Genomic DNA, 23713 nt, shown 5'->3' on the forward strand with positions numbered 1-23713 from the left:
CACGACCACGTTTCGGCGACGTCCCCGCCGCATTCTGGAACCGAACTCACATGCCGTCGATGACCGCGCCCAATCGGCCCAGCAGCGCACGCACCGTGGTGGCCTCCCGCGGTTGCGCCGCGGGCACCGCCACCGCCTGCGGAATCAGGTCGCGCACCAGCGCGATCACGCTGCGTTCGTCGTCGAGATCGATATCGGTGACCGGCGCTTCGGCGATCGCCACCACATCCTCGGTGGCCGGGACCGCCGACTCCAGATCGGGCCGATAGATCTCCAAGGTCAATGTCGCTCGCAGCGTGCGGAAAGCGAACGATCGACCGTCTCCGGTGACCCCGAACCCGTGCGCGTAACGACCCACGGTCACGTCTTCGACGGTGAAGCTCGAGGTGTGGTCGGTCTCCAACAGAAACTCCCTGACAGTGCCCACTCTTGATTCCACCGTAACCGCATCCACCGACACCGCCACCGAAAACCCATGTCACGTCATATGACTCGGAGGGATTCGAACACGCCACGGCTGGGCAATCGGTACAGCAAGCCGCCGCGGCGCGCCGCCGCGGACACCCCCGCCCACCGGGCCGGGAAGGGGATCATGGTCAGATTAGAGAGCACGCATGATTTTCGGTTGTCGGTCAGTTAGGAGTTCGCTGCATGCGCCGTCGCGGCTGGATCCGGTCGGCCCTCGCGGGGGTGACAGCGGTGACCCTGCTCGCCGGATGTTCGTCGGGCGACGAATCCGGGGACAAGCCGACGCGTGAGCCCGCCACCGCGGCGAGCGCGCCCGCGGTGACCGTCACGCCCGCCGGGGAGGTGAGCCCCAGCGCGGGAATCACTGCACTGCTGGCCGAACCGGCCACCGGCGCGCTCGCGATCCTCACCGATCCCCGCACCCTGCAACTGCGCGATCCCGGCGCCGGGACCGGGCGCACGGTGTCGCTGCCCGCCGAGGCCGTCGCGCTCGCACCCGGTAAGCCCGGCGAGATTCTGCTGGCCGCCCCCGGCAAGGTGCTGCGCGTGGACGTCGCCTCCGGGGCACTCACCGAACTCCCGGTCGACGGGGACGTGCGCGCGGTCGCGCTGCGCGCCGACGGGGACGTGGTCGCCGGGCTGGCGAGCGGGCCGGTGCTCATCCTGGGATCCGATGGCGCTGTGCGCGACCGCATTTCGGGTCTGGTGTCGGCCGACGCCATCGATACCAGCGACGATGCGGTGGTGGTGCTCGACCGCCGCCAGACCACCGTCTCCGAGCTCAACCTCGCCGAGGACCGCGCCGGACTGACCCTGCGCGCCGGCGACGGAGCCACGAACATGATCGGCGACCACTTCGGCCGTCGCATCGTCACCGATACCGCCGGGCACGAGCTGCTGGTCTACACCGCCGATCCATTGGTCCTGCACCAGCGTTTCCCGGTAGGCTCGTCGCCCTACGCACTCGCCTACGATCAGCGGTCCGAGACCGTGTGGGTGACGCTGACAGGCAGCAACGAAGTCGTCGGCTACGACCTGTCGACGGGTATACCTGTGGAGGTGGGGCGCTTCCAGACGGTGCGCCAGCCCAACACGGTGACCATCGACGAACGCACCGGTGACATGTTCGTGGGATCCGCGACCGGCGACGGTCTGCAGCGGATCGGCGCGGACCTGCGGAAGAGAGGGCAGTGATGGCTCGGGCCTCACGATCAGCGCGCACCTCGCGCGAACTACCGGCGGACTGGGAGGCATCTTCCAGCGACGAGTACGAATACATTCCCCTGCGACTACCCCGCGAGATGAATCGCGTCACCGCCTCCATGCGCCTGGCCATCCAGGCCGAATTCGGCGGCTGGGAGTTGTCGTGGGTGCGTGCCTACACCGACGGCAGTCGTCGCGTGCTGCTGCGCCGCCGCAAGAGCTCCCTGCTGTCCCCGACACCCGAGGCGGTGATGTGACCCCCGTGTCCTCTCTCAGCGAGCGCCTGTACGCGTGGCTGCTGAAGGTAATGTTCCTGCTGCCGCCGGAACGCATTCACCACCTGGCCTTCGGCGCGATGAAACTCGCCACCCGGTTCGCGCCCGGGCGGGCGGCGACGGCGAAACTGCTCGTCGCCGACGACCCCATCCTGCGCACCCGGCTCTTCGGCGTGGACTTCCCCGCGCCGTTGGGCCTGGCCGCGGGCTTCGACAAGAACGCCGAGGGCGCCGAGGCGTGGGGCCCGCTGGGTTTCGGCTACGCCGAGATCGGCACCGTCACCGCCCAGGCTCAGCCCGGTAATCCGGCGCCGCGCCTGTTCCGCCTGCCCGCCGATCGCGCGCTGATCAACCGCATGGGCTTCAACAATCATGGCGCGGCCGCGGCCGCCCTGCACCTGGCCGAGCGGCGACCCGGCGGCGTGCCGCTGGGCGCCAATATCGGCAAGACCAAGGTCGTCGAACCCGAGGACGCCGCCGCCGACTACGCCATCAGCGCGAAACTGCTGGGCCCGCTGGCCGACTTCATGGTCGTCAATGTCAGCTCCCCCAACACCCCCGGCCTGCGCGACCTGCAAGCGGTCACCTCCCTGCGCCCCATCCTGCAGGCCGTGCTCGACAGCGTCACCGTCCCGGTCCTGGTCAAGATCGCCCCCGACCTCTCCGACGAGGACATCGACGCCGTCGCCGACCTCGCCGTGGAACTCGGCCTGGCCGGAATCGTGGCCACCAACACCACCATCCGCCGCGACGGCCTGCGCACCCCCGCCGACGAGGTATCGGCCCTCGGCGCGGGCGGCCTGTCCGGCCCCCCGGTCGCCGACCGCTCCCTGGAAGTGTTGCGCCGCTTGTACGCCCGCGTCGGCGACAAACTGGTCCTCATCTCCGTCGGCGGCATCGAAACCGCCGACCAGGCCTGGGAACGCATCCTCGCCGGAGCCTCCCTGCTCCAGGGCTTCACCGGCTTCATCTACGGCGGCCCCCTGTGGGCCAAGCGCATCCACCGCGGCATCGCCGACCGCCTCCGCGCAGGCGGCTACGCCAGCCTCTCCGAAGCCGTCGGCTCCGGCCACACCACCCGCGCCTGACCGAATCCCCCCGCCCGGCAATCGAATCGCCGCGCCGCCCACCCCACCGGCGGCCGACCCCTCGACACCGAGCCTCACCGGGCCCGCCTCCCGGCACGCCGACGGGCCGGGAGGCTCGTATTCGTCTCCTGGACACGCGATCACAGGGAACTGGTGGCGGCATTCGCCGAGTAGCCACCGCCACCAGTTCCCGGTCGTGCTCGTTTCACACACACATGGCCGCCGGGTCAGCGCCATAGGTGCTGTGAGCGGGCGCCGGAGGTGCTCGCGACGTGGCCGGGGGTGTACCAGCCGGACAGCAGCGGTTCGGTGGTGTCGATTTCGGCCGTCCAGGCGGCGGGCAGCCCGCCGTGCACCCGTTCGACGGTGCGGCGGGCCAGCACCAGGACCGCTTGTTCGACGGCGATGCCCAGGCTGGCGGCGCGGTCGCCCGCCAGGCCGTGGGCCGTGGTGTCCTCGACGATGTCGGGATTGGAGAGGATCTCGTCCAACTCCATGCCCGCCCGGGCCTGGTCGCGCGTGAGCCGGTGTTCGGGCAGCCAACTCAACCGCCACACCGTCTCGCCGCGTCCCGACACCCGGAACGCGTACTCAGGGCTGACGTCGCTCACCATCGCCTCGGGACCGATATCGATCGTCACAGCTCCAACCTCCCTGACCCTTCGCGCCCAGCAGGATCCCTGCCCCCGCGCCTCGTGGTGTGTACACCGCCGGCGACGGTGCCCGGCGGGGCTGTTTCATCCCTCATCGAATGCCGAGTGGTCGGTATTAGCGAATACCCCGAATCCGCCCGGTAAATCGGATTTCCCATTACCGCCTCCGCCCCAGTAATACGGACATCGCGTCCTCCACGCTGACCCCCAGTTCCTCCGCACTGACTATCGCCCGCGCCGCCAAGATCATGTCCTGCCGAAAATGATTCCCGGAAAAGATCTCCGCCAACTCCATCCCCGCCAGCGCCTGCCCCCGCGACACCAGCCGATGCGGCAACCAACTCAACCGCCACTCCAACTCCCACCCATCAGCCACCCGATGCGCCGCCTCATCGGTGAGATCACTCGTCATCTGCCAATCGGCCACATAAATCGTCACGGTCTCCCCCGTTCCAGCATCCGCTGATGCAACACCGCCATCACATGCCGCACCGTGGTCCCCAATTCCTCCGCGAGCTGTTCGGCCCGCTCCCCCGGTTCCGCAGTGCCACTACATATTTCGGTCAACTCCAGAGCATCACGGGCTTGCGCCCGCGTGAGCAGCGGCTCGGGCCGCCAACTCAGCTCCCAGGCCGGTTCGGCACGACCCCCCAACCGCCGCGCCCACTCCGGGCTCAAGCTGCTGGTGATCGTTCGGCTGCTCTCGTAGATCACAACGGTTCTCCAGATGGTGGGAGTCGTCGCCACCGGGAAGACCCTGATTCGGTAACGCCTGCGGCCGGTCGACCAGAAACCGGGGCGACCGGCTGCGCCGGGCGGAGAATATGAGGCGATGTCCAGGGCGACGGGGAACTGATCGGTCCAATGTGTCCAGGCGGCTTGATATTCGCCTAAACCCCAACGGCATTCGGTTCCAGCTCGGTGTCGGCCTCGCTGCGTGCGGCGTTTCGACCCCGGCGGACCCGTCGTTTGAGGAGCGCTACTCCAATCACCAGAACCTCCCGAACCGTCTGGTGGAGGCGTTTGTTCGCCTAATCTAGGATGGCATTTGCCGTTTGGTTCCGGCAATTGCCGTTGCCACAATGGAATTGACGGATTTTCTGTCCGCTAAACCTGTCCGACGGTATCATTGGGGTCGAATGACCAGACACCATCTTCCGCAGGATCCCGGTATGGTCGCCGTCCGCGGGATCCTCATCCGGTTGCGCAAACGGTCAGGCCTGAGTTCGGATCGGTTGCACAGCACCGAGATCGACGTCACCACCCTTTTGCAGCTCAGCGTGGTGCGGCGCTACGCGCATCTGAGCCGGATGACCACCGAACAGGCGCTGCCGCGCGTGGTCGGCCACCTCGCCCGCCAGCTGCCACCCACCCAGCGCCTCATCGTCGATGCCGAACTGTGCCTGGAGCTGTTCCGGTCCGAACCGCCCCCGGGCGTCGACCTCGACCGACTCTACGCACCCGACCTCGGCCTGCGCCGCACCTACATCACCGCAGCGTGGCGACCACTGCACCAGGCGCTGGGCAGCGATATCCCGCCGACCCCGACGCCGCGCACGCTGCGCGACTCGCCCGAACGCGACGCCTTCACCGCACTGGCCGCCCTGCTCACCTCCGGGTCCGAACTCAATATCGCGAGCATGGCCAAACGCGAGGCCGGACATGACCTGCCCCCGTCGCACGCGACCGTCACGGTCGTCGGCGACGCGGCCATCGACTACATCAATGTGGTCGAGAAGTTTCCCGAACCGGGCACCTCGATCTGGGGCGACCGCAAACGCCACGCGGGCGGTAAGGGCCTCAATCGTGCGGTCGCCCTGGCCAAACTGGGCCTCGACGTCCAACTCATCGCCACCATCGGCGACGACAACGACGGGGATCACATTCTGAAGTACCTCCACGACGAGCGGGTCGACACCAGTCTGGTGAAGGTCAAGAGCGGATACCCCACTCCGATGGCGACCGTGGTCACGCTCCTGTCCGGAGAGTCCTATTCGATTGCGTTCCGCAAGGATCGGCTCGGTCTCAGCGGTACGGATCTCGACAGTGCCGCGGTACACCAGGCGCTACGTTTCTCCGACACGGTGCTGGTGACCTTCGAGCAGCCGATCGATATCATCGCGCAAGTGCTCGGCGTGGTACACAATCTGACACCGCGCCCCTGGTTGATCGTCAACGCCTCACCGGCGACGGTGCTGCCGGGGCATCTGCACGAACATCTCGAAGCGGTCGACTATTTCATCGGTAACTCCGACGAAATAGCGGGCACGTGGCCGGGGAGCACCACCGAGGAATCGACCGAGCGCCTGCTGCGGCGTGGCGTCCGCGCGGTGTGCACCGTGGATATCGCGAGCTGCGCCATCCGAACGCTGAGTGACGAGATCCGAATCCCGTACCAGAGCAATTCCAGTGATCGTGCCGCCGGCGCGTCCCCGGCCTTCTCGGCCGCCCTGGTGTATCGGCTGACGAAGAACCGACGTCCGGCCGAGCCCGACGATTTCACCTGGGCCGCCGCGGCCATCTCCGCGCGCAGTCCCGGGCCCTATATCCCGGCCTCGATGCCCTCACTCAACGGGATCGACTTGGTGGCCGACGGCGGTAACCTGAATAGGGGCACCGTAATTCGCGAAAGCTCGTAACGGCGGGTCGAGAATTCGCCTCCGACCGGTACCACCGGCGTAGGGAGCAAACGGATGCCGTGGGCCGACAACATGATCCACGTGATGTTGTGCCTGTCGGAGACGCAGCACTTCTTCAGTCGCAAGGGTCGCAAACTCACGATCCGAGTCGTCACGGTGGGCGGTCACGACACCAACGGGCACGCACTGATTTTCGGCGACAAGCTACCCGAGGATTGTCTGGTGCGGATTCATTCGCGATGCCTCTACGGGGAAGTGCTGCGCTCCGACGACTGCGACTGCAGCCGGGAACTGGACATGTCACTGGACCTGATCCAGCACGAGGGCGCCGGGATCCTCATCTACCTCGAACAAGAGGGCCGCGGCGCCGGACTCATCGCGAAAGCCCGTGGCTACCAACACAGTGAGCGCACCGGCGCGGACACCTTCACCAGTTACGAGGCCCTCGGCATCCCCGCCGATCTGCGCAGCTACGACGACGCGGTGGCCACGCTGGTGGCGCTGGGCCCGCGCTCGGTGCGACTGCTCACCAACAACCCCGAGAAGGTGGCCGCGGTCCGGGCCGCCGGGCTGCGGGTGACCGCCGTCCCGCTGCACGCCCGGCCGCGCAGCGAACGGGCACGCCGCTACCTCGAGGCCAAACGTTCATGCGGGCACCATCTTCCGGACTACGACCGCCGGATGCGGCGGCTACTGCTGTCCCAGCAGCGCATGCTGCGGCGGCCGATGCGGCCGGTCGCCGTCGCGGTCGGAGTGGGCGCGGCCGGAGCGGTCGGCATGCTGGTCGGCCGCCGCAGCGCGCCCGCGTCGACGAGCTAGGCGGCTCCGGTCGCTCCCACCAATCCGATGGCGATACCCGCCACCGCGACGAACCCGCCCAGCAGCACGAATCCCGCGAACGCGACGACCGCGCCTGCGACGGCGACGACGGTCGCCAGGCTCGGCACCACCACGCGCGACCGATAGTGCAGCGGGAGCCGGTGCCCGCCGTGGCGCCGCTGGGCCCGCAGATACCGCGCCGCGCGCCGACTCTCCGGCAGCGTATGCACCGGGACCTTGGTCACCCGCACTCCCGCGGCCCGGACCGCGGCCACCTTCTCGGGGTTGTTGGTGATCAGCCGCACCGAGGACAGGCCCAGGGTGGCAATACTTTCCGCCGCGGTGGCGTAACAACGCCGATCGGGCGCCTCACCCAGCATCTCGTAGGCGGCGAAGGTGTCGACGCCGAGTTCCTCGGTCAAGTGCAGTCCACGAGCCTTGATCGTCAGGCCCGTGCCACGGCCCTCCTGCTCCAGATAGATCAGCACGCCGTTTCCCTCGGCCTGAATCATGTCCATGGTCCGGTCGAGTTCGGCACCGCAATCGCAATCCTGGGATCGGAGCACATCGCCGTAGAGACATCGGGAATGGATGCGCACCAGACAGTGGTCGGTGATCGATCCGAAGACCAGCAGGTGACCACCGTCGACCCCGACGTCGAGGCGCCGCACCCACACCCGCAATTCCTGGCCTTTGCGGGTCAACGGATGTTCAGTGGTCGAGGATTCGTCCGGATACAGCACTCGCCCCTGCTTCCGGCTTCGCGCGGTGATCCGAAGGCGCTCGTAGTGGCGCGCGAGTGTTATGCCGCCCGTCGCGGGTGGCTCAACTGAGGTGGACAAGCCAGGAGATCCTCCGTCATAGGTGCGCCCGCTCGGCTGGCCGGGCACAGGGATGATGTGGTTCATCTCACTATCGGCGAGCGCGACGAGCGTATATCGCAGCAATCCTGCCGCTTTCCCGACCCGGCGTACAAGGTCTCCGGGCAGAGTTCTCGGTGTGTCACGAAGGACGTGCGGCAAGCGAGCGTGTCGTCGGATGATGCTGTGCCGCTTGCCGACTCGGCCTCCGTGCGGATGCCCGCATCCGAGCGATCCGCCGAGCGGCGATTGTGGCGCGTCGACAGCGCGTCCCGCAGCACTGCCGCTGTCGCCGCACGGCCGCAGTCGAGTTACGCGGCGCGCTGCCCCGGGCCCCTCCGGGCGGTGATGGACCAGGTTTCGCGGGCCGATCCGGCGGCGGTCTGCGGCCTCACCACAAGGCCCGTGCTGTTGTGCGCGACACAAGGGTCAATTTGTGGCTACGATGAGTGAGCCGCGCCACAGTATGGCGCGCGGCCATTTGCGGTTATCTCTCGGGACGACGGGGTTCGCGCAGGTAGATGAGGTGCGCGCGTGGCGGGTGTGAGCGAGAGGCAATCGGGAAAAGGGTTATGACGACAGACATCGGCTATACGCACAAATCGGGCAAAACGGTCTTCACCATTCCGGAGGCGTTTCAGGAGACGGTGACGCTGCGGCCTGAGCAGGTGGCGTTGCGGACGGTGGGGGGTACCCAGCAGATCACCTGGCGGGAGTATGCGGAGCGGGTGCGCACGCTCGCGGCCGGGCTCGCGGGGTTGGGGGTGGGCCACGGGGACACCGTGGGGATCATGCTGACCAATCGGCCGGAGTTCAATCTGGTCGATACCGCGGCGCTGCATGTGGGGGCGACGCCGTTCTCGATCTACAACACGAGTTCGGCCGAGCAGATCACGCACTTGTTCACCAATGCCGAGAACAAGGTCGTGATCACCGAGCTGGTGTTCCTCGACGCGGTGCGCGGGGCGGGGGTGGAGCTCGAGCACATCGTGCTGGTGGAAGGCAGTGCCGAGGGCACCATCACCCTGGCCGAGGTGGAGGCCGCACCCGCGGCCGATTTCGATTTCGACGCCGCCTTGCGGGCGGTCAAGCCCGATGATGTGGCCACGCTCATCTACACCTCCGGCACCACGGGGCCGTCCAAGGGTGTGGAGCTGACCCATTCCAATGTGGTCGCCCAGATCGTGGGCCTGGTCAGCGGGCCCCTCGTAGTCGGACTGGACGACCGGTCGGTGTCGTATCTGCCCGCCGCCCATGTGGCCGACCGCATTTCCGGTCACTGCGCCAACCTGTTCACCGGTGTGCAGATGACCACCGTCCCGGATCCGCGCGAGATCGCCGCCGCGCTGCCCGATGCCCGCCCGACCGCGTTCTTCGGCGTGCCGCGAGTGTGGCAGAAGATCAAGGCGGGCATCGACGCCAAGCTGGCCACCGAACCCAGCGGGGTCAAGAAGGCCCTGGCCAACTGGGCCATCGGCGTCGGCGTGAGCGCCGCGCGCGCCGATCTGGCCGGTACCGGGCGCGGCGCGCTGCTGGATGTGCAGCACAAGATCGCCGACGCGCTGGTGCTGTCCAAGCTGCGCCACGCGCTGGGCTTCGACGAGCTCAAGGTCGCCGTCTCCGGCGCCGCGGCCATTCCGCCGGAGACCCTGGAATACATGCTGGGCCTTGGGTTTACGGTCACGGAAGTGTGGGGCATGTCGGAGACCTCCGGTGTGGGCACCTACACCCCGCTCGACAAGCCGCGCCCGGGCACCGTGGGAATCACGTTGCAGGGCACCGAGATCAAGCTGGCCGAGGACGGTGAGCTGCTGCTGCGCGGCGCCATCGTCACCCGCGGCTACCGCAAGATGCCGGAGAAGACCGCCGAGGCCATCGACGCCGACGGCTGGCTGCACACCGGCGACGTGGCCACCATCGACGGCGACGGGTACGTCACCATCGTGGACCGCAAGAAGGAACTCATCATCAACGAGGCGGGAAAGAACCTGTCTCCCACAAATATCGAGAACACCGTGAAGGCGGCCTCCTCCCTGGTCGGCCAGGTCGTGGCCATCGGCGACGCCAAGCCGTTCATCGCCGCGCTCATCGTCCTCGATCCCGACACCGCGGTGGTGCGCGCCAAGGCCCTGGGCACCCCCGACGCCGACCTGCAGACGCTCTCCACCACCCCGGAGATCATCGACAAGATCAAGGCCGCCGTCGCCACCGCCAATGCGAAACTCTCGCGCGTGGAACAGATCAAGCGCTTCGTCATCCTCGACAAGGGCTGGGAACCCGGCGGTGACGAACTCACCCCCACCCTCAAGCGCAACCCGATCACCACCAAGTACGCGACCGAAATCGCGTCCCTGTACACGACTCCCGCACCCGAGGGCGTCATCAACCTGTCGTAACGACCCGAGTATCCCCGCGGCCCGGAGCCTTTCGCTCCGGGCCGCACCCGTATCCGGTCTGAAACGACGACGACCGGGAACTGGTGGCGGAGGCTACTCGACCGATACCGCCACCAATTCCCGGTGATCGCATGTCCAGGACTCGCCGGGTCATGGGAAAGCCAGGGGGCGGGTGGTGTCGAATGCGTACAGGTCGCCGTTGTACCAGATCAGCAGGGCCATCGAGGATTGCGGGAGGCGGCAGTAGTGCAGGCCGGTGACGTGCACGGGCTGGCGGGGGCCGCAGCGGGTGGTCAGGTCCGGGTCCGTGACGGGACCGGCCACCTCGAACCACTGGCCGGAGACGGCGACGGTGTGCGGGCCGTCCCACGCCCAGCCTGCCCGGCCGAAGATGAAGACCGAGTAGCCGAACAGCAGCAGGGTCATGGCTACGACCGCGAGCGCCCTCTCCCGGAACGCCCGGCGCCGCCGCGCGGTCCGTGGATCACCGCCGTCGACGGATTCGCTTGTGTCGTGGGGTATCTGCCGGCCGCCACGGGTTCTCCCACGGGCGTCGGCAGCGTCTCGCTGTGCCCGGGGGCGGCGCCATCGCGGGGTGCGGTAGGAGCGGCGTGGATCGCACGGCGATTCCAGGCAGTACCGTGGCGTGCCGCTCGGTCCGCTCGCGTCCCCCACGCTGGCTAGCGGGTGATGCTGCCGCACAGGCCCCGCACCTGTGTCTGCATGGCCTCGGTGATCCGGCCCATCTGAGCGTGACTGTGCGCGGCGGTGTCGTACTCGACCTGGATGGTGAGTCGTCCGCCGACGGTGAAGATGGTCATCTTCGGCGGCATGCCCGCGGCCATGGCGAAAACAAGGAAGGCAGTTCCGGGAGCGCGGCGTAAGGGTTGTAGCTGTAGTCGGGCACGAGCAGTCCTTTCGATCAGCAGTTCAGCAGGAAATGTTCCAAGACCCGGGTCCCGAATTCCAGCGACTCCACCGGAACTCGTTCGTCGACGCCGTGGAACAGGGCGGTGAAGTCCAGCTCGGGCGGCAGCTGCAGCGGCGCGAAACCGAAGCAGCGGATTCCCAAGCGGGCGAAGGCTTTCGCGTCGGTGCCGCCGGAGAGCATATAGGGCACGGTGCGCCCCGCCGGGTCGTGGGCGAGGATGGCGTCGTTCATGGCGTCGACGAGGTGGCCGTCGAAAGTGGTTTCGTAGGAATCGAGTTTGGTGATCCACTCACGTTCCACGTCCGGGCCGATGAGGGCGTCGACCTCGCGTTCGAAGGCGGCCTGGCGACCGGGCACGACCCGGCAGTCGACGACCGCCTCGGCGGTCTGCGGGATGACATTCGCCTTGTAACCCGCGCGCAGCATGGTCGGATTGGCCGTATCCCGTAGGGTCGCGCCGATAATGCGGGAGATGGGGCCCAGTTTCGCCAGCTGGCCTTCGATATCGGGCGAGGCCGGATCGAAGGCGAGCCCGGACTCCTCGGCGACCGCGGCCAGGAACTCGGCCACCGAATCCGAGACGACCAGCGGGAAGGTGTGGGTGCCCAGCCGCGCCACCGCCTGCGACAGAATGGTGACCGCATTGTCCTCGTGCAGGAACGACCCGTGCCCCGCACGCGCCTTGGCGCGCAACCGCATCCAGCCCAGCCCCTTCTCGGCGGTCTCCACCAGATACAGCCGCCGCTCGGTGCCGTCGGGCCGCGGCACGGTGAGCGAGAACCCGCCGACCTCCCCGACCGCCTCGGTAATGCCCTCGAACAGATCCGGCCGATGCTCCACCAGCCACTGCGAACCCCAGCGCCCGCAGTTCTCCTCGTCGGCGAGGAAGGCGAAGACGATATCGCGCGGCGGCACCGTGCCCTCGATCTTGAACTGCCGGGCGATGGCCAGCATCATGCCGACCATATCCTTCATATCGACCGCGCCGCGGCCCCACACATATCCGTCGCGCACGGCCCCGGAGAACGGGTGCACGCTCCAGTCGGACTCCTCGGCGGGAACGACATCGAGATGCCCGTGCGTGAGCAGCGCACCGCGCGAGGAGTCCGCGCCCTGCAAGCGCGCGAAGACATTGCCGCGTCCGGGCGCACCGGATTCCACGTACTCGGTCGTATACCCGACCTCCTGCAGGCGCTCGATCACCCATTCGGCGCATTCGCGCTCGCCCTTGGTGGTTTCCAGCTCGCCGGTATTGGAGGTGTCGAACCGGATCAGCGTGCTGACCAGGTCCACGACTTCCGCGACGGCAGGGGACGTGCGAGTTTCACCTGTTTTGGACACTTCACTTTCCTACCACCTCGGCACTACGCGGTGTCCGAGTGCTCGACCCCGCTCATGCGTCACGCGCAGGTCGCACCCCGCCACCTCGATTCGAATCAGCCACCACACAAGGGTTTCCACCCCGCGTGCAGGTAATCGTGCAGCAACCCTCTCGACGTTTGCCTGCACCATTACCTGCCCACCGGATCAGCGGAGGATGCGGAGGGTGGCGGTGAGGGTGGCGAGGCGCTGGTCGGTGATGCGGCGTTCGAGGAGGTCGGGGTCGAGGCGGGTGGAGGTGGCCCAGAGTTCGGCGATCTTTGCTTGCACGTCGACGTCGGTGGCAGCGAGGACCCAGAGCAGCGGGGCCCAGAGGCGGGCGGCCTGGGCTATCGCGGGCAGCATGACCAGGGTGTACGGGTCGAGGGCGGCCAGTTGCGCACCGGCGCGGCGGCGGACGGAATCGGGGGTGCGGGCGAGGGGTTCGAGGACGCCGCGCCAGAGCGAGAGATCGCTCGTGCCGTCGACGGTCGCGACGAGGTGTTCGGCGATATCGCCGAGGATCGGGTTGAGGGCGAGGCGGGTCAGGGCGTTGGGGCTGAGCTGGCCGAGGAAGCGCAGCATTTCCGGGGTGGCGTCGGCGTGCAGGAAAGTGGCGATGAGATCGGCGATGGCCGAGGGCGGGGCGACCTCGAAGAGGATGTCGCCGACGGCGGCGATCACATCGGGGGCGCAGCGGGCGAAGACCGACAGGGCGGCCAGACGTAGTTCCTTGGAGCCGTCGATGACCGTCATGAGCAGGCGCGGGATACGCTGGCTGCGGCCGGAAAGCAGTTGGCGCACAATGGCGCTGACGCTCTCGCTGGAATAGGCGTAGGCGGCCGAGCGGATCAGGCCCTCGTCGTCATGGACGCCGGATTCCACGGCGGCGATCAATTCCGGTGTGGCATAGGCCAGGAACGGTCCGGCGGTGATGTAGTCGCGGCGGCGCAGCAACTCGTTCACGATGGCGACCACCGGCTCCGCGGGCGCGTCGTCGGCGAGCTGGCCGACGGTGCGCGGATCCAGATACGGGGCGCAGTCCGCGGCATAGGACACATCCAGGCGGGTGAGCGCGTCGATCGCCTTGCGCCGATGCTGTACGCCGACCGCGCCCGCGGCGCGCCCGGTCATGGTCGCCGGGACCAGCCGCTGCACGATCGGCAGCGACACCGCCAGCGGAACGATCGGCACCAGATTGCTGATCCGTTCGAAAACCGGTGCGTGCTGGTCGAACAGGCGGCCCGCCATGCGCTGTTGCAGTTCGTGCAGGCGCGCGGGCCCTAGTTTCTCCAGGTGCGCGAGCTGCTCGACGGGCACGTGCAGGGTTCGCGCCAGGAGGACGAGCTGCGCTCGCGTCACCGAATCGGTCATAAGCCGCGCCGGGTCGTCTGGGTTGCGGTATCGCCGAGTTCGGCTCTGGCAGACATCATTTCCCCGTTTCTCCGGTGACAGTGCCCGGACACCCCGCGTTCGACCGCCCATCATAGAGGCGCGAATGTCGCAAAAATCGCAAACAGTGCAGACTCCCAATGACCGCCGGGATGCGGCCATGAGTCACCCAGCGGTGGGATACCCCCGAGAGGGCGCATCCCCGCGCCACGGTCCGGCCCGAACGACTGCTCCCCCGCACCGCGGTGGTTGCGGCGACTGCCCGGGATGGATACCGCCGCGGTGATGGTCGTGCGCCGCACGGGTGGTGCGAGCCTGGTGCCTCGGGCGCGGGATCGTCGCCGTGCTGATCATCAGCGGCTGCACCGATTCCGGGTGCTGGGCGGCGGCTATCGAGCGGGGTGGTGGGGCGCGTGCAAGGGGGATGCAAGTCGGTGCAAGGGGCGGGTAAACGGTGGTGCGCACAGTGGGGGCATGAACGAGACACGTGATGTGGTGGTGGTCGGCGCTGGACCGGTCGGGCTCATGCTGGCTTGCGAGTTGCGGCTGGCGGGGGTGGATGTGCTGGTTGTCGAGCGGCTCAGCGAGCCGGATATGACGGTCAAGGCCGGGGCTATCAATGCGCCTACCGCACAAGCGATGGATCGGCGGGGGATGTTGCCGCAGTTGATCGAGGCGCAGCGGGCGGTGCTGGCGCATTTCGGGGGGCGCGGGGGTGCGGGGTCGAATGGGAGGCCGCCGGTGTTCGGGCATTTCGCCGGGATCATGGTGGATCCGGGGCTGATCGACCTCGAGGATGCGGCCTTCGCGGGGGTTGGGCCCGCCGGGCAGGCGACGCTGGTGGCGCAGCAGGCCATCGAGTCGATCCTGGCGCAGCGGGCGGCCGAGCTGGGTGTGGTGGTGCGGCGCGGGGTGGAGGTCGGCGAGTTCACCGATGACGGAGTGGGGGTGACGGTCGCGTGTGGTGATCGGGTGGTGCGCACCGCGTGGCTGGTCGGCTGCGATGGCGGTCGCAGCACGGTACGCAAGCGCGCGGGATTCGAGTTTCCGGGGCTGGATCCGGAGATCACGGGGCGGCAGGCGCTGGTCCGGATGACCGGAACCGAAGGGCTGCAACCGGGCTGGAACACCACGCCCACCGGCATCTATGTGCACGGGCCGATGCCGGGGCGGCTGCTCACCGTCGAGGTCGACGGACCGCCCGCCGATCGCGACGCACCCGTCAGCGCGGAGGAACTGCGCGACAGCCTCTATCGGGTTTCCGGAGTTCGCGTGCGCATCGACGCCGTGCAGTCCGCGACCCGCTTCACCGACAACACGCGCCAGGTGCCCGAATATCGGAAGGGCCGCGTCCTACTGGCGGGCGATGCCGCACACGTCCATTCGCCATTCGGCGGTCAGGGCCTCAACCTCGGCATGGGCGATGCGGTCAACCTCGGCTGGAAGCTGGCCGCGGTGATTCGCGGCCGGGCCTCGGAGGACCTGCTCGACACCTACACCGGCGAACGCCACCCCATCGGCGCCTGGGTCCTGGAATGGACTCGCGCCCAAGTCGCCCTCATGCGCACCGACCCCCGCAGCCGCGCCATGCGCGCCCTCACCACCGAACTCCTCGCCTCCACCCCTGCGGCCACCACCGTCTTCAAGAAGATCGCCGGTGTCCTGCACCGCTACGACCTCGGCAGCGACCACCCCCTCGTCGGCGCCGCGCCCCCGGATCTCCCCCTGTCCGACGGCACCCGCCTCGCCGAACACTTCGCCACCGGCACCGGCATTCTCCTCGACCTGACCGACTCCCCCACCCTGGCCGCCACGGCCGCCCGCCACCCCGACCACATCCGCCTCGTCACCGCCAAACCCGCTCAGCCCACCGGCTTCTCGGCCCTGCTCATCCGCCCCGACGGCATCGTCGCCTGGGCCGCGGACACTTCCGCGACAGAAGGCCTCGAACAAGCCCTCACCCGCTGGTTCGGCACCCCCCGCCTGATCCGAACCCGAGCGGTACCGATCGCAGCCAGACCGACGCGTCTGATCGGAGTGACGCCGATGCTCGCTCCGGATTCGGGCGGGCTCGTCCCGGCCAGCCGGGACGAGCCGTTCGAGGGCAACGCCGCTACCCGCGGCATTGGCTCAACGATTGCCGAGGTCTTTGCCCGCGACAGCGCGACCGTGGTCGTCTCTGACTATCCGAGCGACGGCGACACTCGGTGGGGAGGGAGCCGACTCTCTTCCCGGTGAGCGGCCAAAACTGTTGGGCGCGTGATCACCAGGAACTGGTGGCGGCGTTTGTCGAGTGGGGTCCGCCATCAGTTCCCGATCGATGTCGTTTCAGACTCGGGGGTCAGGCTACGACGTGGATACGGGCTGCGTCTATGCGGGCTATGCGGCGTTTGCCCCATTCGCCGAGGGCGGAGAGGGCGGTGTTGAGGGCTATGCCTTCGTCGGTGAGGGAGTACTCGACTCGGGGTGGGATTTCGGGGTAGATCTCGCGGTGGACTATGCCGTCTTCGGCGAGTTCGCGGAGGTGCTGGTTGAGCATCTTCTCCGAGACGCCGGGGAGGCCGCGGCGGAGTTCACCGAAGCGGCGGGTGCTGTGTTCGTGAAGTTCCCAGAGGATCAGGGACTTCCACTTGCCGCCCACCACGTCCATGGCGGCGTCGATCCCGCAGAAGTATGGTCCGTGTCTCTTTTCGCCCATCACCCGTCCTCACTGCCTGCGAACACACCGAAAAGTAAGTATCCAGCCAAAATAGTGCGTACTTGTGGGGCAACACGACGGGGGGCAATCTCGATTCCAGCGCGCGCCGAGCACAACGGAAATCAAATCGAAGGAGTTGTCCCGCAATGACGAACACCCAGTACCGCCCGGTCGCCCTGCTCGGCCTCGGCGCCATGGGACAGGCGATGGCCGCGGCGCTGGTCAAGGCCGGGGTGCCGACGACGGTGTGGAATCGCAGCGCAGGCAAGGCCGGTGAGCTGGTGGCCGCGGGCGCGGTCGAGGCGGTGACGGTGGCCGAGGCGGTGCGCGGGACCGAGGTGGTGATCGCGGTGCTGCTCGATCACGCGTCGGTCCATCAGACACTGGATCCGGTGGTCGGCGAGCTGGCCGGGAAGCATCTGATCAATCTGACCAGCACCGCACCCGAGGAGTCCCGCGAGCTGGCCCGGTGGGCGGCCGGGCACGGGATCGGATTCGCCGACGGCGGCATCATGGCGGTTCCGCCCATGATCGGCAGCCCGGGCGCGGAGATTCTCTACAGCGGCACCGAGTCGGTCGTGGAGGCCCACCGCGATGTGCTCGAGCTGTTCGGTGCGGCCGAATTCCTCGGCGAGGACGCCGGATTGGCCGCGATCCTGGACTTCGCGCTGCTGACGAACATGTACCTGATGTTCTCCGGTTTCTTCCAGGGCGCCGCCCTAGCGGGGACCGCGGGCATCTCGGCCACGCGCTTCGGTGAGCGCGCCGCCGCGTGGCTGACGGCCATGACGCACGGGCTGCCCGAGTACGGCAAGGCCATCGACGCCGGTGACTACTCCGCCGAGGTGCAGTACCTGGCGTTCCAGAAGGCGGCGGTCGATGCCATCGTGCGCGCCCACAACGACGCGGGCGTGGCGACCGACTTCATCTCCCCGGTCCAGCAGTCGATCGACCGCCAGGTCCAGGCCGGGCACAGCGGAGCCGCCTTCACCCGCACCATCGAGGAACTGCGCTGACAGTGCGTGCGCTCGGGGGCCGCTGAACACCCCGCCGATAGCGCGTGAGCTCCCGCCGCAAATATGCGGCGGGAGCTCACGCACTCAGGCACTACACATCCCACGCACTCACGCACCGGCCAGGCCGCGCGCGTCACGCTCCGGCACAACCCCAATGGCGTTACCGCGCAACCCACACGACTGCGTGACCGCATCACCCACGCGATCGCGCGTCAGCGCAGCCGATGCGATTACACCCCGGCGCAGCCGTTCAGTCACGCTCCAGTGCAGCTCGAGTGTCATCGTGGTGCGGCGCAGCCGACTTGATCACGCTCCCATGCAGCTCTCACCCAACTACTCTGGGCGGCGCTGCGCAGTCGCGATCCGGCAGCCCGCGCATTCGTGCATCGAGTGCGTCACTTCGCGGGCTGCAATACCGCAGTCAGTGTTGAAAGCTGCTCGCTCAAGCCTTGTTCGATGATTTCGCTCGCGAGTTCACCGCGTTGCTCGGCGTCGAGCCCCGTCCAGGCCGCGCCCAGTTTCTCGAGGGCCGAGGGGCTCAGGTGCGCGACGAATCGCAGGGTCTCCGGCACCGCACCGGCGGTAATGAAATCCCGCGTCAGGTCGGCTATCTCGGTGGGTGAGCCGAGATCGAGGAGGATGTCGCCGATGCCCTCGATCACGTCGGCGTCGCAGCGCGCGAAGACCGACAGGGCGGCCAGCCGCAACTCGGTGGATCCGTGCACGATCGTTTCCACCAGGCGGGGAATGCGTCGGCCCTCCCCATTGAGCAGATGCCGCACGATGGTGCTGATCGCCTGGCTGGAGTACGAGAACGCCGCCGAGCGGATCATTCCCTCGTCGTCGTCGACGCCCTCCTCCACGGCCTTGATCAATCCCGGTGTCGCATAGGCCAGGAACGGCCCGGCCGTCACATAGTCGCCGCGGCGCAGGATCTCGTTCACGATCCCGACCACCGGCCCGGAGGGCGCCACATCGGCCAGCTGCCCGACGGTGTGCGGATCCATGTACGGCGCGGCATCGGCGGCATAGCCGGGTTTCAGCATGCCCACCGCCTCGGCCGCCTTCTTCGGATGGTCCACGCCGATCGCCCCGGCGGCGCGCCCCGCCATGACCGGCGGCACCATGCGCTGCACCAGCGGCAGCGAAATGCTGAGCGGGATGATCGGCACCAGCATGCTCAATCGCGAGAACGTCGCATTGTGCCGGGCGAAAATGACTTCCGCCATGCGCTCCTGCAATTCGTGCAGTCCGGCCGCGCCGATCTTCTCCAGATGCGCCAGCCGGTCCGCGGGCACGTGCAAGGTCCGGGACAGCAGGGTGATCTGCGCCCGGGTCATCAGATCGCTCATCTCCCCTACCCGAGCGCGTTGCCGAACATGATCTTCTTGGCCGCGGTCCGCAAGGGCCACGGCAGCGCGCCTACGGTCTTGTCGACCGCCTCCACCATATCGGCGGTCTCCTTGCGCTGCGCCTGCCGGAACATGCCGAGCAACTCCGCGGTCTCGGCCTCGCTCAGTAGATCCAGCGCCGCGAGCGGCCCACCCAATTCGTGCTCGAGTTCGCCTCTGGCGCCCATGGTTCTCACCTTTCCCGGATGACCGGGATCACTCGTTCGGATCCCACTTGATCACAAATCCGCGGCCGCGACAAACCGGTTGGGCCGCAGGCAGACACCCATTCGCGGGAATTGACGGCGGGTGCCCTCTCTTCGCGCAGGTCAGCCTCGCGCGTGGGCGATCGAGCCTTCGAAATCGACCGGGGCCGCGAGCTTGGCCGGGTCGAGCAAACTGGTTGTCCGCGCGCACCGGCGCCGCGGCCTCGGCGGTCCGCCCCGCGGCCACACCGGCCACACCGGTCCCGCGGCCACACCGGCCACGCCATCCGCCCGCGCGAGCACCAGGCCGCCGTGATCACAGCCATGGTCGCCGGGAAAGAAGCTCCGGCCCGAGTACCCCGGTTGAGCGATGCCACGCCGGACCCATGTCGGGACGTCCCGCCCGGATCCGCCGGAATGTTCCGGATCGACCTCGACGCCGCAGCACCCATGGCATCGGCCCGTCTTGCCGACCAAGGGCCGACACGATCTCGGCTGGACAACGTGCGCACGTGCCCGCAGGCCGATCGCGGCGGAATTGTTGCCCGGCGCCAGGACAGTTGGGGGCTTCTTCGGCTGGAGTTCACTTGCCATTCGTCGTGGGGGTCCCGCCGGGAACCTCGCGCCTTGGACGATCGGCGACGTGCGCATTGTTCAGCTGGCTAATTTTTACGGCCCGCGCTCCGGGGGGCTTCGCACGGCGCTGCATCATCTCGGTGAAGGGTATGTGGCGGCCGGGCATGAAGTGGTGTTGATCGTGCCGGGGCCGCGGCGCGGTGAGGAGCTGCTGGCGTCGGGGGTGCTGCGCATAACCGTTCCGGCTCCGGCGATTCCGTTGACCGGCGGGTATCGGGCGGCCGATCCGCGCCGGGTCGCCGATGTGCTCGGCGGGTTGCGTCCCGACGCACTCGAGGTGTCGGATCGATTGACCCTGCGGGGATTCGGGCGCTGGGCGCGGCGGCGCGACGTGCTGAGCCTGGTGATCTCCCATGAGCGTCTCGATCGGCTGCTCGGGCAGGTGCTGCCCGGTCCCGCCGCGCGCCGGGCCGCCGACGCCGCCAATCGGCGGACCGCGCAGAGCTACGACGTCGTGGTCTGCACAACGGCATTCGCGCGCGAGGAGTTCCAGCGCATCGATGTGCCGAATGTGGAACTGGTGCCGCTCGGGGTGGATCTGGACATGTTCCGGCCCGACCGCCACGACCTGCGACTGCGCGCCGATCTGGGGGCGGACGACCACCCGCTGCTGGTGCACTGCGGCCGTCTCTCGGTGGAGAAGCGAGTCGATCGCAGTATCGAAGCCGTGGGCAGACTGCGCCGCGAGGGGCTCGACGTCCGGCTGGTGGTCGCCGGTGACGGCCCGCGCCGCGAGGCCCTGGAGCGCCGCGCCCGCGCCCTCCCTCCGCTGCGCGACGGCCTGCCCGCCGTCCACTTCACCGGATTCATCGACGACCGAACCCGATTGGCGACCCTGCTCGCCACCGCCGACGTCTCCCTCGCCCCCGGCCCCCACGAAACCTTCGGCCTGGCAGCCCTGGAAGCCCTGGCCGCCGGAACCCCGGTCGTCGCGAGCCGCTCCTCCGCCCTCGCCGATATCGTCACTACCGAATGCGGCGCCGTCGCCGACGACCACCCCTCCGCCTTCGCCCACGCCGTCACCGACGTCCTGGCCCGCCCCCCGGCCCAACGCCGCCAAGCCGCCCGCACCCGCGCCGAACAGTTCACCTGGCCCGCCGCCGTGGCGGGCATGCTCGACCTGCTCGGCACCGCTTAAACGCCTGCGCCACAACATTGGTGCTCGCACCGCCGCGAGCCGCCTAGCCACCTGGCCACCTAGCCACTTGGCCGACTAGCCGCCTGGTCGCCTGGTCGCCTGGCCGCCTAGCCGCGTGACCACCTGGCCGCCTGGCCGCGTGACCACTCGGCCGCGTGACAGCCTGGTCACCTGGCCGCGTGGCCGTCTGGCCGCCGAGGAGCATCCCCTCTCCTCGGCGGCCAGGTCACGACGGCTCCGCGAAGATCCCCCGACAACGAGATCGTCGCGGGCCAGCCGCCACAGTCAGTGGCGGCGGTCGACGCCGCTCAGGGCGCGCGGACTGGCGGCGATGCGATGACCGCCGAAACCGCCAGTCGCGGGTGGGATCCGGTTGCCAGGGGATGTATTCGCGGCCTTCAGCGGTGGCGGCGGTGTAGGCGGAGTTGAGCTGGTAGGGGGTGATTCCGCCGGGTTGCCAGGGGCCCACCGAACCGGCGGAGAGGGCGGCGGCGGATTTGGGGACCAGGCCGATCTCGGTGCGGACCACGGTGATCGGGCGCTCGGCGAGGGTGAACCAGTCCAGGTCGAGGAAGTCGTGGCTGCCCTGGGTGAGGGCGCCGCGGCGCATGGCGTCGGCCAGGCGGCCTGCCATGCCGGTCGCGCGCAGGTGGCCCTCGTTGGCTTCGAAGAGACCCGCACCGGCACGGAGATAGCCGGTTTCGAACAGGGAGATCACCATGGCGAGGAGGCTGAAAGCGCGCGGATCGTCATTGGCGCGGGCCATGAAAGCGAAGACCTCGATCTCGTTCTCGAGGGTCGTGCCGTAGCCCGCGAGGACGTGCACCCAGTCGTGCTGGGCCAGCAGCGGCGGCGCGGAGCCGGGGCGGCCGGGGGTGACGAAGCCACGGTCGCGATAGAAATCGGCGACGCCACGGCCGAGAGTACCGACGGGCAGGTCCCACAGTTCCGCCCACCGGGCAGCGAGAGCCGGGTCGTCGACCACGGCGCTCCAGGAGGAGTCCAGCCCGTCGGTGTGCAGCGCCTGGAGCCGAGCGGCATCCACTCCGCCCAAGTAACCGTTGCGCGAGAAGTCCACAGCCGCAAGATCGACAGCCCCGTCCGCGTACTTCTCCGCCACGGCCATCATGTCGTCGTCCACGCCCAGCGCATCCGCGAATTCGCGTAGACGCGCGGCCACCGTGGCAGGCAGCGGCCGCACCACCAGCGCCGAAAGCAGCATCGTCTGCACGATCCGCTCCCGGAAGATCCGATTGCGCCGCGCCAACCCAGTCGCGAACTCCGCGGCCGAAACCGGCTCCAGCTCCGCCAACTCCACCGAATGCCCGGTCATCGACAGAAACAACGCCGGAATCAGCAACTCCTGCAATGCCGTCAACCCACCCTCCCCCCGCGCCGCAGTAGCCACCCCACGCGCCAGCAACCGCACCTCCCCGGCATCCGGTGGAGTAAGAAGCACCTCAGCCATCGCCACACCTTCCCGGCATACCGCCGCGATCGATTCCAACCCCGCCATTCTCGACACCAATCCCGTTCGGCGCGCGCCGATTTCACTCCCGGCGTACCCGTGTGGGCCGAGTTCCCGATACCGAGCCCACACCGGACAGCGGAGACGGGCACACCCACCCGATAACGCCCCCGATATCGAGGGCGCACCAACCACCTGACACCCGATGCCGCGAACCCCAGGACGGGTAATCGGCCACCCTGGACAAACCCGGTCGCGCCCCCCTCGTGCCCGAAACAGCCCGGCGCCCGCTCGTGTCCACACCGACCGGACACCCGCACGTATCCACATCAGCCCGATCCACCACGGATATCCGCACCGCCCGACACCCTTCCGCGATGCCGATACCACGACCGCGGCTGGGGGGCCCGAGTTGCCGATGCCCATATCGCACCAGGACGATGCGGCCACCATCCGCGGCTCCAAGGCCAGGGCGGTGCCTCCCGGGCGCACCGAGCATCGAAATCCAGAGGCGGGCGGCATTGTTCGACCGCTAACCTGCCGGGTGTGAACCATGTGCTGACCAGTGGACGGCTGAGTTTGCGGCCTGCGAACGCGCAGGACGAGTCCGCGTTGCTTCGGCATTGGACCGATCCGGACGTGCGCGAGTATCTGTTCGATGGGAGCATGCTGGCGGCAGGGGAGATCGCCGACGCGATCGGGGGCAGTGTGCGCAGTTTTGCGGCCGAGGGGTACGGGATCTGGGTGCTGCGGCAGCGGGATTCCGGCGAGTTGGTCGGGGTGGCGGGGTTGCGGCCGTTGGATGAGCTCGGGCTCGAGGTGTTCTACAGTCTGGAGCCGCGCGCCTGGGTGCGGGGATACGCGACCGAGGCGGCGCTCGCGGTAATCGATTACGGGCTCGGTTAACTCGGGCTGCCGCATGTGCTCGCGGAGGTCGACGAGGGCAACGCCGCCTCGATCGCGGTGGTCGAGCGACTCGGGATGACACCGTTCGAGGTGGTGCCCGGACTGCTCGGGCCGATGACCCGGTACCGGGTGACGCACCAGCGGTGACGCACTTGCGGTGACGTGATCGGG

Annotated in this window: 24 protein-coding genes; 11 read left to right on the forward strand and 13 right to left on the reverse strand. The window is 68.4% G+C overall.

Going from position 1 to position 23713, the window contains the following annotated elements; genetic code table 11:
* Positions 1-46 precede the first annotated feature (46 nt).
* On the reverse strand, positions 47-403 hold the full coding sequence (locus tag NC4_RS14140) for a hypothetical protein (protein ID WP_067537469.1): 357 nt from the start codon (positions 401-403) through the stop codon (positions 47-49).
* Positions 404-651: 248 nt separating this feature from the next.
* On the opposite strand from NC4_RS14140, the gene NC4_RS14145 reads away from it, so the two are divergent.
* The 3 genes from NC4_RS14145 to NC4_RS14155 are packed head-to-tail and all read left to right on the forward strand — an operon-like array spanning position 652 to position 3034.
* Entirely contained in the window at positions 652-1662 is a 1011-nt protein-coding gene (locus NC4_RS14145) for a YncE family protein (protein WP_067537472.1), read from the forward strand.
* On the forward strand, positions 1662-1928 hold the full coding sequence (locus tag NC4_RS14150; RefSeq protein WP_067537474.1) for a DUF5703 family protein: 267 nt from the start codon (positions 1662-1664) through the stop codon (positions 1926-1928). Before NC4_RS14145 ends, NC4_RS14150 begins: the two co-directional genes overlap by 1 nt.
* 26 nt (positions 1929-1954) lie before the next feature.
* Positions 1955-3034: a quinone-dependent dihydroorotate dehydrogenase gene (locus NC4_RS14155; RefSeq protein ID WP_067538082.1), complete on the forward strand. Its 1080-nt coding sequence runs from the start codon at positions 1955-1957 to the stop codon at positions 3032-3034.
* Between the two features lie 227 nt (positions 3035-3261).
* Here the strand turns inward: NC4_RS14155 and NC4_RS41340 are convergent, their stop codons facing one another.
* The 3 genes from NC4_RS41340 to NC4_RS14170 all read right to left on the reverse strand — a co-directional run bounded on the left by NC4_RS41340 (position 3262) and on the right by NC4_RS14170 (position 4401).
* Positions 3262-3675: a hypothetical protein gene (locus tag NC4_RS41340; RefSeq protein ID WP_067537477.1), complete on the reverse strand. Its 414-nt coding sequence runs from the start codon at positions 3673-3675 to the stop codon at positions 3262-3264.
* 169 nt (positions 3676-3844) lie between these two features.
* Entirely contained in the window at positions 3845-4126 is a 282-nt protein-coding gene (locus NC4_RS14165) for a hypothetical protein (RefSeq protein WP_067537480.1), read from the reverse strand.
* Entirely contained in the window at positions 4123-4401 is a 279-nt protein-coding gene (locus NC4_RS14170; protein WP_157554685.1) for a hypothetical protein, read from the reverse strand. The genes NC4_RS14165 and NC4_RS14170 overlap by 4 nt, the downstream gene beginning before the upstream one ends.
* A gap of 425 nt (positions 4402-4826) precedes the next feature.
* Here NC4_RS14170 and NC4_RS14175 point away from each other — a divergent pair, with 425 nt between their 5' ends.
* Both NC4_RS14175 and NC4_RS14180 read left to right on the forward strand, forming a co-directional pair.
* Positions 4827-6326, forward strand: coding sequence for a carbohydrate kinase family protein (locus NC4_RS14175; RefSeq protein ID WP_067537484.1), 1500 nt, complete (start codon positions 4827-4829; stop codon positions 6324-6326).
* Positions 6327-6380: 54 nt separating this feature from the next.
* Entirely contained in the window at positions 6381-7145 is a 765-nt protein-coding gene (locus NC4_RS14180; protein ID WP_067537487.1) for a GTP cyclohydrolase II, read from the forward strand.
* On the opposite strand, the gene ribA is transcribed toward NC4_RS14180, so the two are convergent.
* Positions 7142-7888, reverse strand: coding sequence for a GTP cyclohydrolase II RibA (gene ribA, locus NC4_RS14185; protein ID WP_067537491.1), 747 nt, complete (start codon positions 7886-7888; stop codon positions 7142-7144). The two genes, NC4_RS14180 and ribA, sit on opposite strands and share 4 nt — an antisense overlap.
* A 689-nt stretch (positions 7889-8577) precedes the next feature.
* Here ribA and NC4_RS14190 point away from each other — a divergent pair.
* Positions 8578-10401 (forward strand): AMP-dependent synthetase/ligase, encoded by a 1824-nt coding sequence (locus NC4_RS14190; RefSeq protein WP_067537494.1) that lies wholly within the window; start codon positions 8578-8580, stop codon positions 10399-10401.
* Between the two features lie 150 nt (positions 10402-10551).
* Here the strand turns inward: NC4_RS14190 and NC4_RS14195 are convergent, their stop codons facing one another.
* From NC4_RS14195 to NC4_RS14205, 4 genes are all read right to left on the reverse strand, one after another.
* Entirely contained in the window at positions 10552-10827 is a 276-nt protein-coding gene (locus NC4_RS14195) for a hypothetical protein (RefSeq protein WP_067537497.1), read from the reverse strand.
* A 254-nt stretch (positions 10828-11081) separates the two neighbouring features.
* Positions 11082-11246, reverse strand: coding sequence for a hypothetical protein (locus NC4_RS40210; RefSeq protein WP_157554687.1), 165 nt, complete (start codon positions 11244-11246; stop codon positions 11082-11084).
* A 77-nt stretch (positions 11247-11323) separates the two neighbouring features.
* Complete coding sequence (locus tag NC4_RS14200; RefSeq protein ID WP_084529067.1) at positions 11324-12673, reverse strand: M20/M25/M40 family metallo-hydrolase; 1350 nt, start codon at positions 12671-12673, stop codon at positions 11324-11326.
* 186 nt (positions 12674-12859) lie between these two features.
* Positions 12860-14053, reverse strand: a complete 1194-nt coding sequence (locus NC4_RS14205) for a hypothetical protein (protein WP_157554688.1) — start codon at positions 14051-14053, stop codon at positions 12860-12862.
* 504 nt (positions 14054-14557) lie between these two features.
* Between NC4_RS14205 and NC4_RS14210 the strand changes: the two genes are divergently transcribed.
* On the forward strand, positions 14558-16321 hold the full coding sequence (locus NC4_RS14210) for an FAD-dependent monooxygenase (protein WP_067537505.1): 1764 nt from the start codon (positions 14558-14560) through the stop codon (positions 16319-16321).
* Positions 16322-16424: 103 nt separating this feature from the next.
* Here the strand turns inward: NC4_RS14210 and NC4_RS14215 are convergent, their stop codons facing one another.
* A complete protein-coding gene (locus NC4_RS14215) occupies positions 16425-16781 on the reverse strand; it encodes a winged helix-turn-helix transcriptional regulator (RefSeq protein ID WP_067537508.1) in 357 nt (118 codons plus the stop codon).
* 146 nt (positions 16782-16927) lie between these two features.
* On the opposite strand from NC4_RS14215, the gene NC4_RS14220 reads away from it, so the two are divergent.
* Positions 16928-17797, forward strand: a complete 870-nt coding sequence (locus NC4_RS14220) for an NAD(P)-dependent oxidoreductase (RefSeq protein ID WP_067537511.1) — start codon at positions 16928-16930, stop codon at positions 17795-17797.
* 395 nt (positions 17798-18192) lie between these two features.
* On the opposite strand, the gene NC4_RS14225 is transcribed toward NC4_RS14220, so the two are convergent.
* Positions 18193-19149, reverse strand: a complete 957-nt coding sequence (locus NC4_RS14225) for a hypothetical protein (protein ID WP_067537514.1) — start codon at positions 19147-19149, stop codon at positions 18193-18195.
* A gap of 5 nt (positions 19150-19154) precedes the next feature.
* The gene (locus tag NC4_RS14230; RefSeq protein ID WP_067537517.1) at positions 19155-19376 is read right to left on the reverse strand and encodes a hypothetical protein; all 222 of its coding nucleotides are present in this window, start codon (positions 19374-19376) and stop codon (positions 19155-19157) included.
* Between the two features lie 661 nt (positions 19377-20037).
* On the opposite strand from NC4_RS14230, the gene NC4_RS14235 reads away from it, so the two are divergent.
* Complete coding sequence (locus NC4_RS14235; RefSeq protein WP_067537520.1) at positions 20038-21168, forward strand: glycosyltransferase; 1131 nt, start codon at positions 20038-20040, stop codon at positions 21166-21168.
* Between the two features lie 226 nt (positions 21169-21394).
* Here the strand turns inward: NC4_RS14235 and NC4_RS14240 are convergent, their stop codons facing one another.
* Entirely contained in the window at positions 21395-22636 is a 1242-nt protein-coding gene (locus NC4_RS14240) for a hypothetical protein (protein WP_157554690.1), read from the reverse strand.
* A gap of 546 nt (positions 22637-23182) precedes the next feature.
* Between NC4_RS14240 and NC4_RS41035 the strand changes: the two genes are divergently transcribed.
* Positions 23183-23542 (forward strand): GNAT family N-acetyltransferase, encoded by a 360-nt coding sequence (locus tag NC4_RS41035; protein WP_169814797.1) that lies wholly within the window; start codon positions 23183-23185, stop codon positions 23540-23542.
* A 15-nt stretch (positions 23543-23557) separates the two neighbouring features.
* Positions 23558-23689 carry a hypothetical protein gene (locus tag NC4_RS43945; protein WP_281186284.1) on the forward strand — a complete coding sequence of 44 codons (132 nt, stop codon included), beginning with the start codon at positions 23558-23560 and terminating at the stop codon, positions 23687-23689.
* Positions 23690-23713: the final 24 nt, after the last annotated feature.

It is taken from the genome of Nocardia crassostreae, assembly GCF_001613405.1.
Lineage (GTDB): Bacteria > Actinomycetota > Actinomycetes > Mycobacteriales > Mycobacteriaceae > Nocardia > Nocardia crassostreae.

What these genes read in the sequence shown, in the direction of transcription:
- NC4_RS14145 (WP_067537472.1), top strand. Translation starts at nt 652, where the DNA reads ATGCGCCGTCGCGGCTGGATCCGGTCGGCCCTCGCGGGGGTGACAGCG.
- NC4_RS14150 (WP_067537474.1), top strand. Translation starts at nt 1,662, where the DNA reads ATGGCTCGGGCCTCACGATCAGCGCGCACCTCGCGCGAACTACCGGCG.
- NC4_RS14175 (WP_067537484.1), top strand. Translation starts at nt 4,827, where the DNA reads ATGACCAGACACCATCTTCCGCAGGATCCCGGTATGGTCGCCGTCCGC.
- NC4_RS14180 (WP_067537487.1), top strand. Translation starts at nt 6,381, where the DNA reads ATGCCGTGGGCCGACAACATGATCCACGTGATGTTGTGCCTGTCGGAG.
- NC4_RS14190 (WP_067537494.1), top strand. Translation starts at nt 8,578, where the DNA reads ATGACGACAGACATCGGCTATACGCACAAATCGGGCAAAACGGTCTTC.
- NC4_RS14195 (WP_067537497.1), bottom strand. Translation starts at nt 10,827, where the DNA reads ATGACCCTGCTGCTGTTCGGCTACTCGGTCTTCATCTTCGGCCGGGCA.
- NC4_RS40210 (WP_157554687.1), bottom strand. Translation starts at nt 11,246, where the DNA reads ATGGCCGCGGGCATGCCGCCGAAGATGACCATCTTCACCGTCGGCGGA.
- NC4_RS14210 (WP_067537505.1), top strand. Translation starts at nt 14,558, where the DNA reads ATGAACGAGACACGTGATGTGGTGGTGGTCGGCGCTGGACCGGTCGGG.
- NC4_RS14215 (WP_067537508.1), bottom strand. Translation starts at nt 16,781, where the DNA reads ATGGGCGAAAAGAGACACGGACCATACTTCTGCGGGATCGACGCCGCC.
- NC4_RS14220 (WP_067537511.1), top strand. Translation starts at nt 16,928, where the DNA reads ATGACGAACACCCAGTACCGCCCGGTCGCCCTGCTCGGCCTCGGCGCC.
- NC4_RS14225 (WP_067537514.1), bottom strand. Translation starts at nt 19,149, where the DNA reads ATGAGCGATCTGATGACCCGGGCGCAGATCACCCTGCTGTCCCGGACC.
- NC4_RS14230 (WP_067537517.1), bottom strand. Translation starts at nt 19,376, where the DNA reads ATGGGCGCCAGAGGCGAACTCGAGCACGAATTGGGTGGGCCGCTCGCG.
- NC4_RS14240 (WP_157554690.1), bottom strand. Translation starts at nt 22,636, where the DNA reads ATGGCTGAGGTGCTTCTTACTCCACCGGATGCCGGGGAGGTGCGGTTG.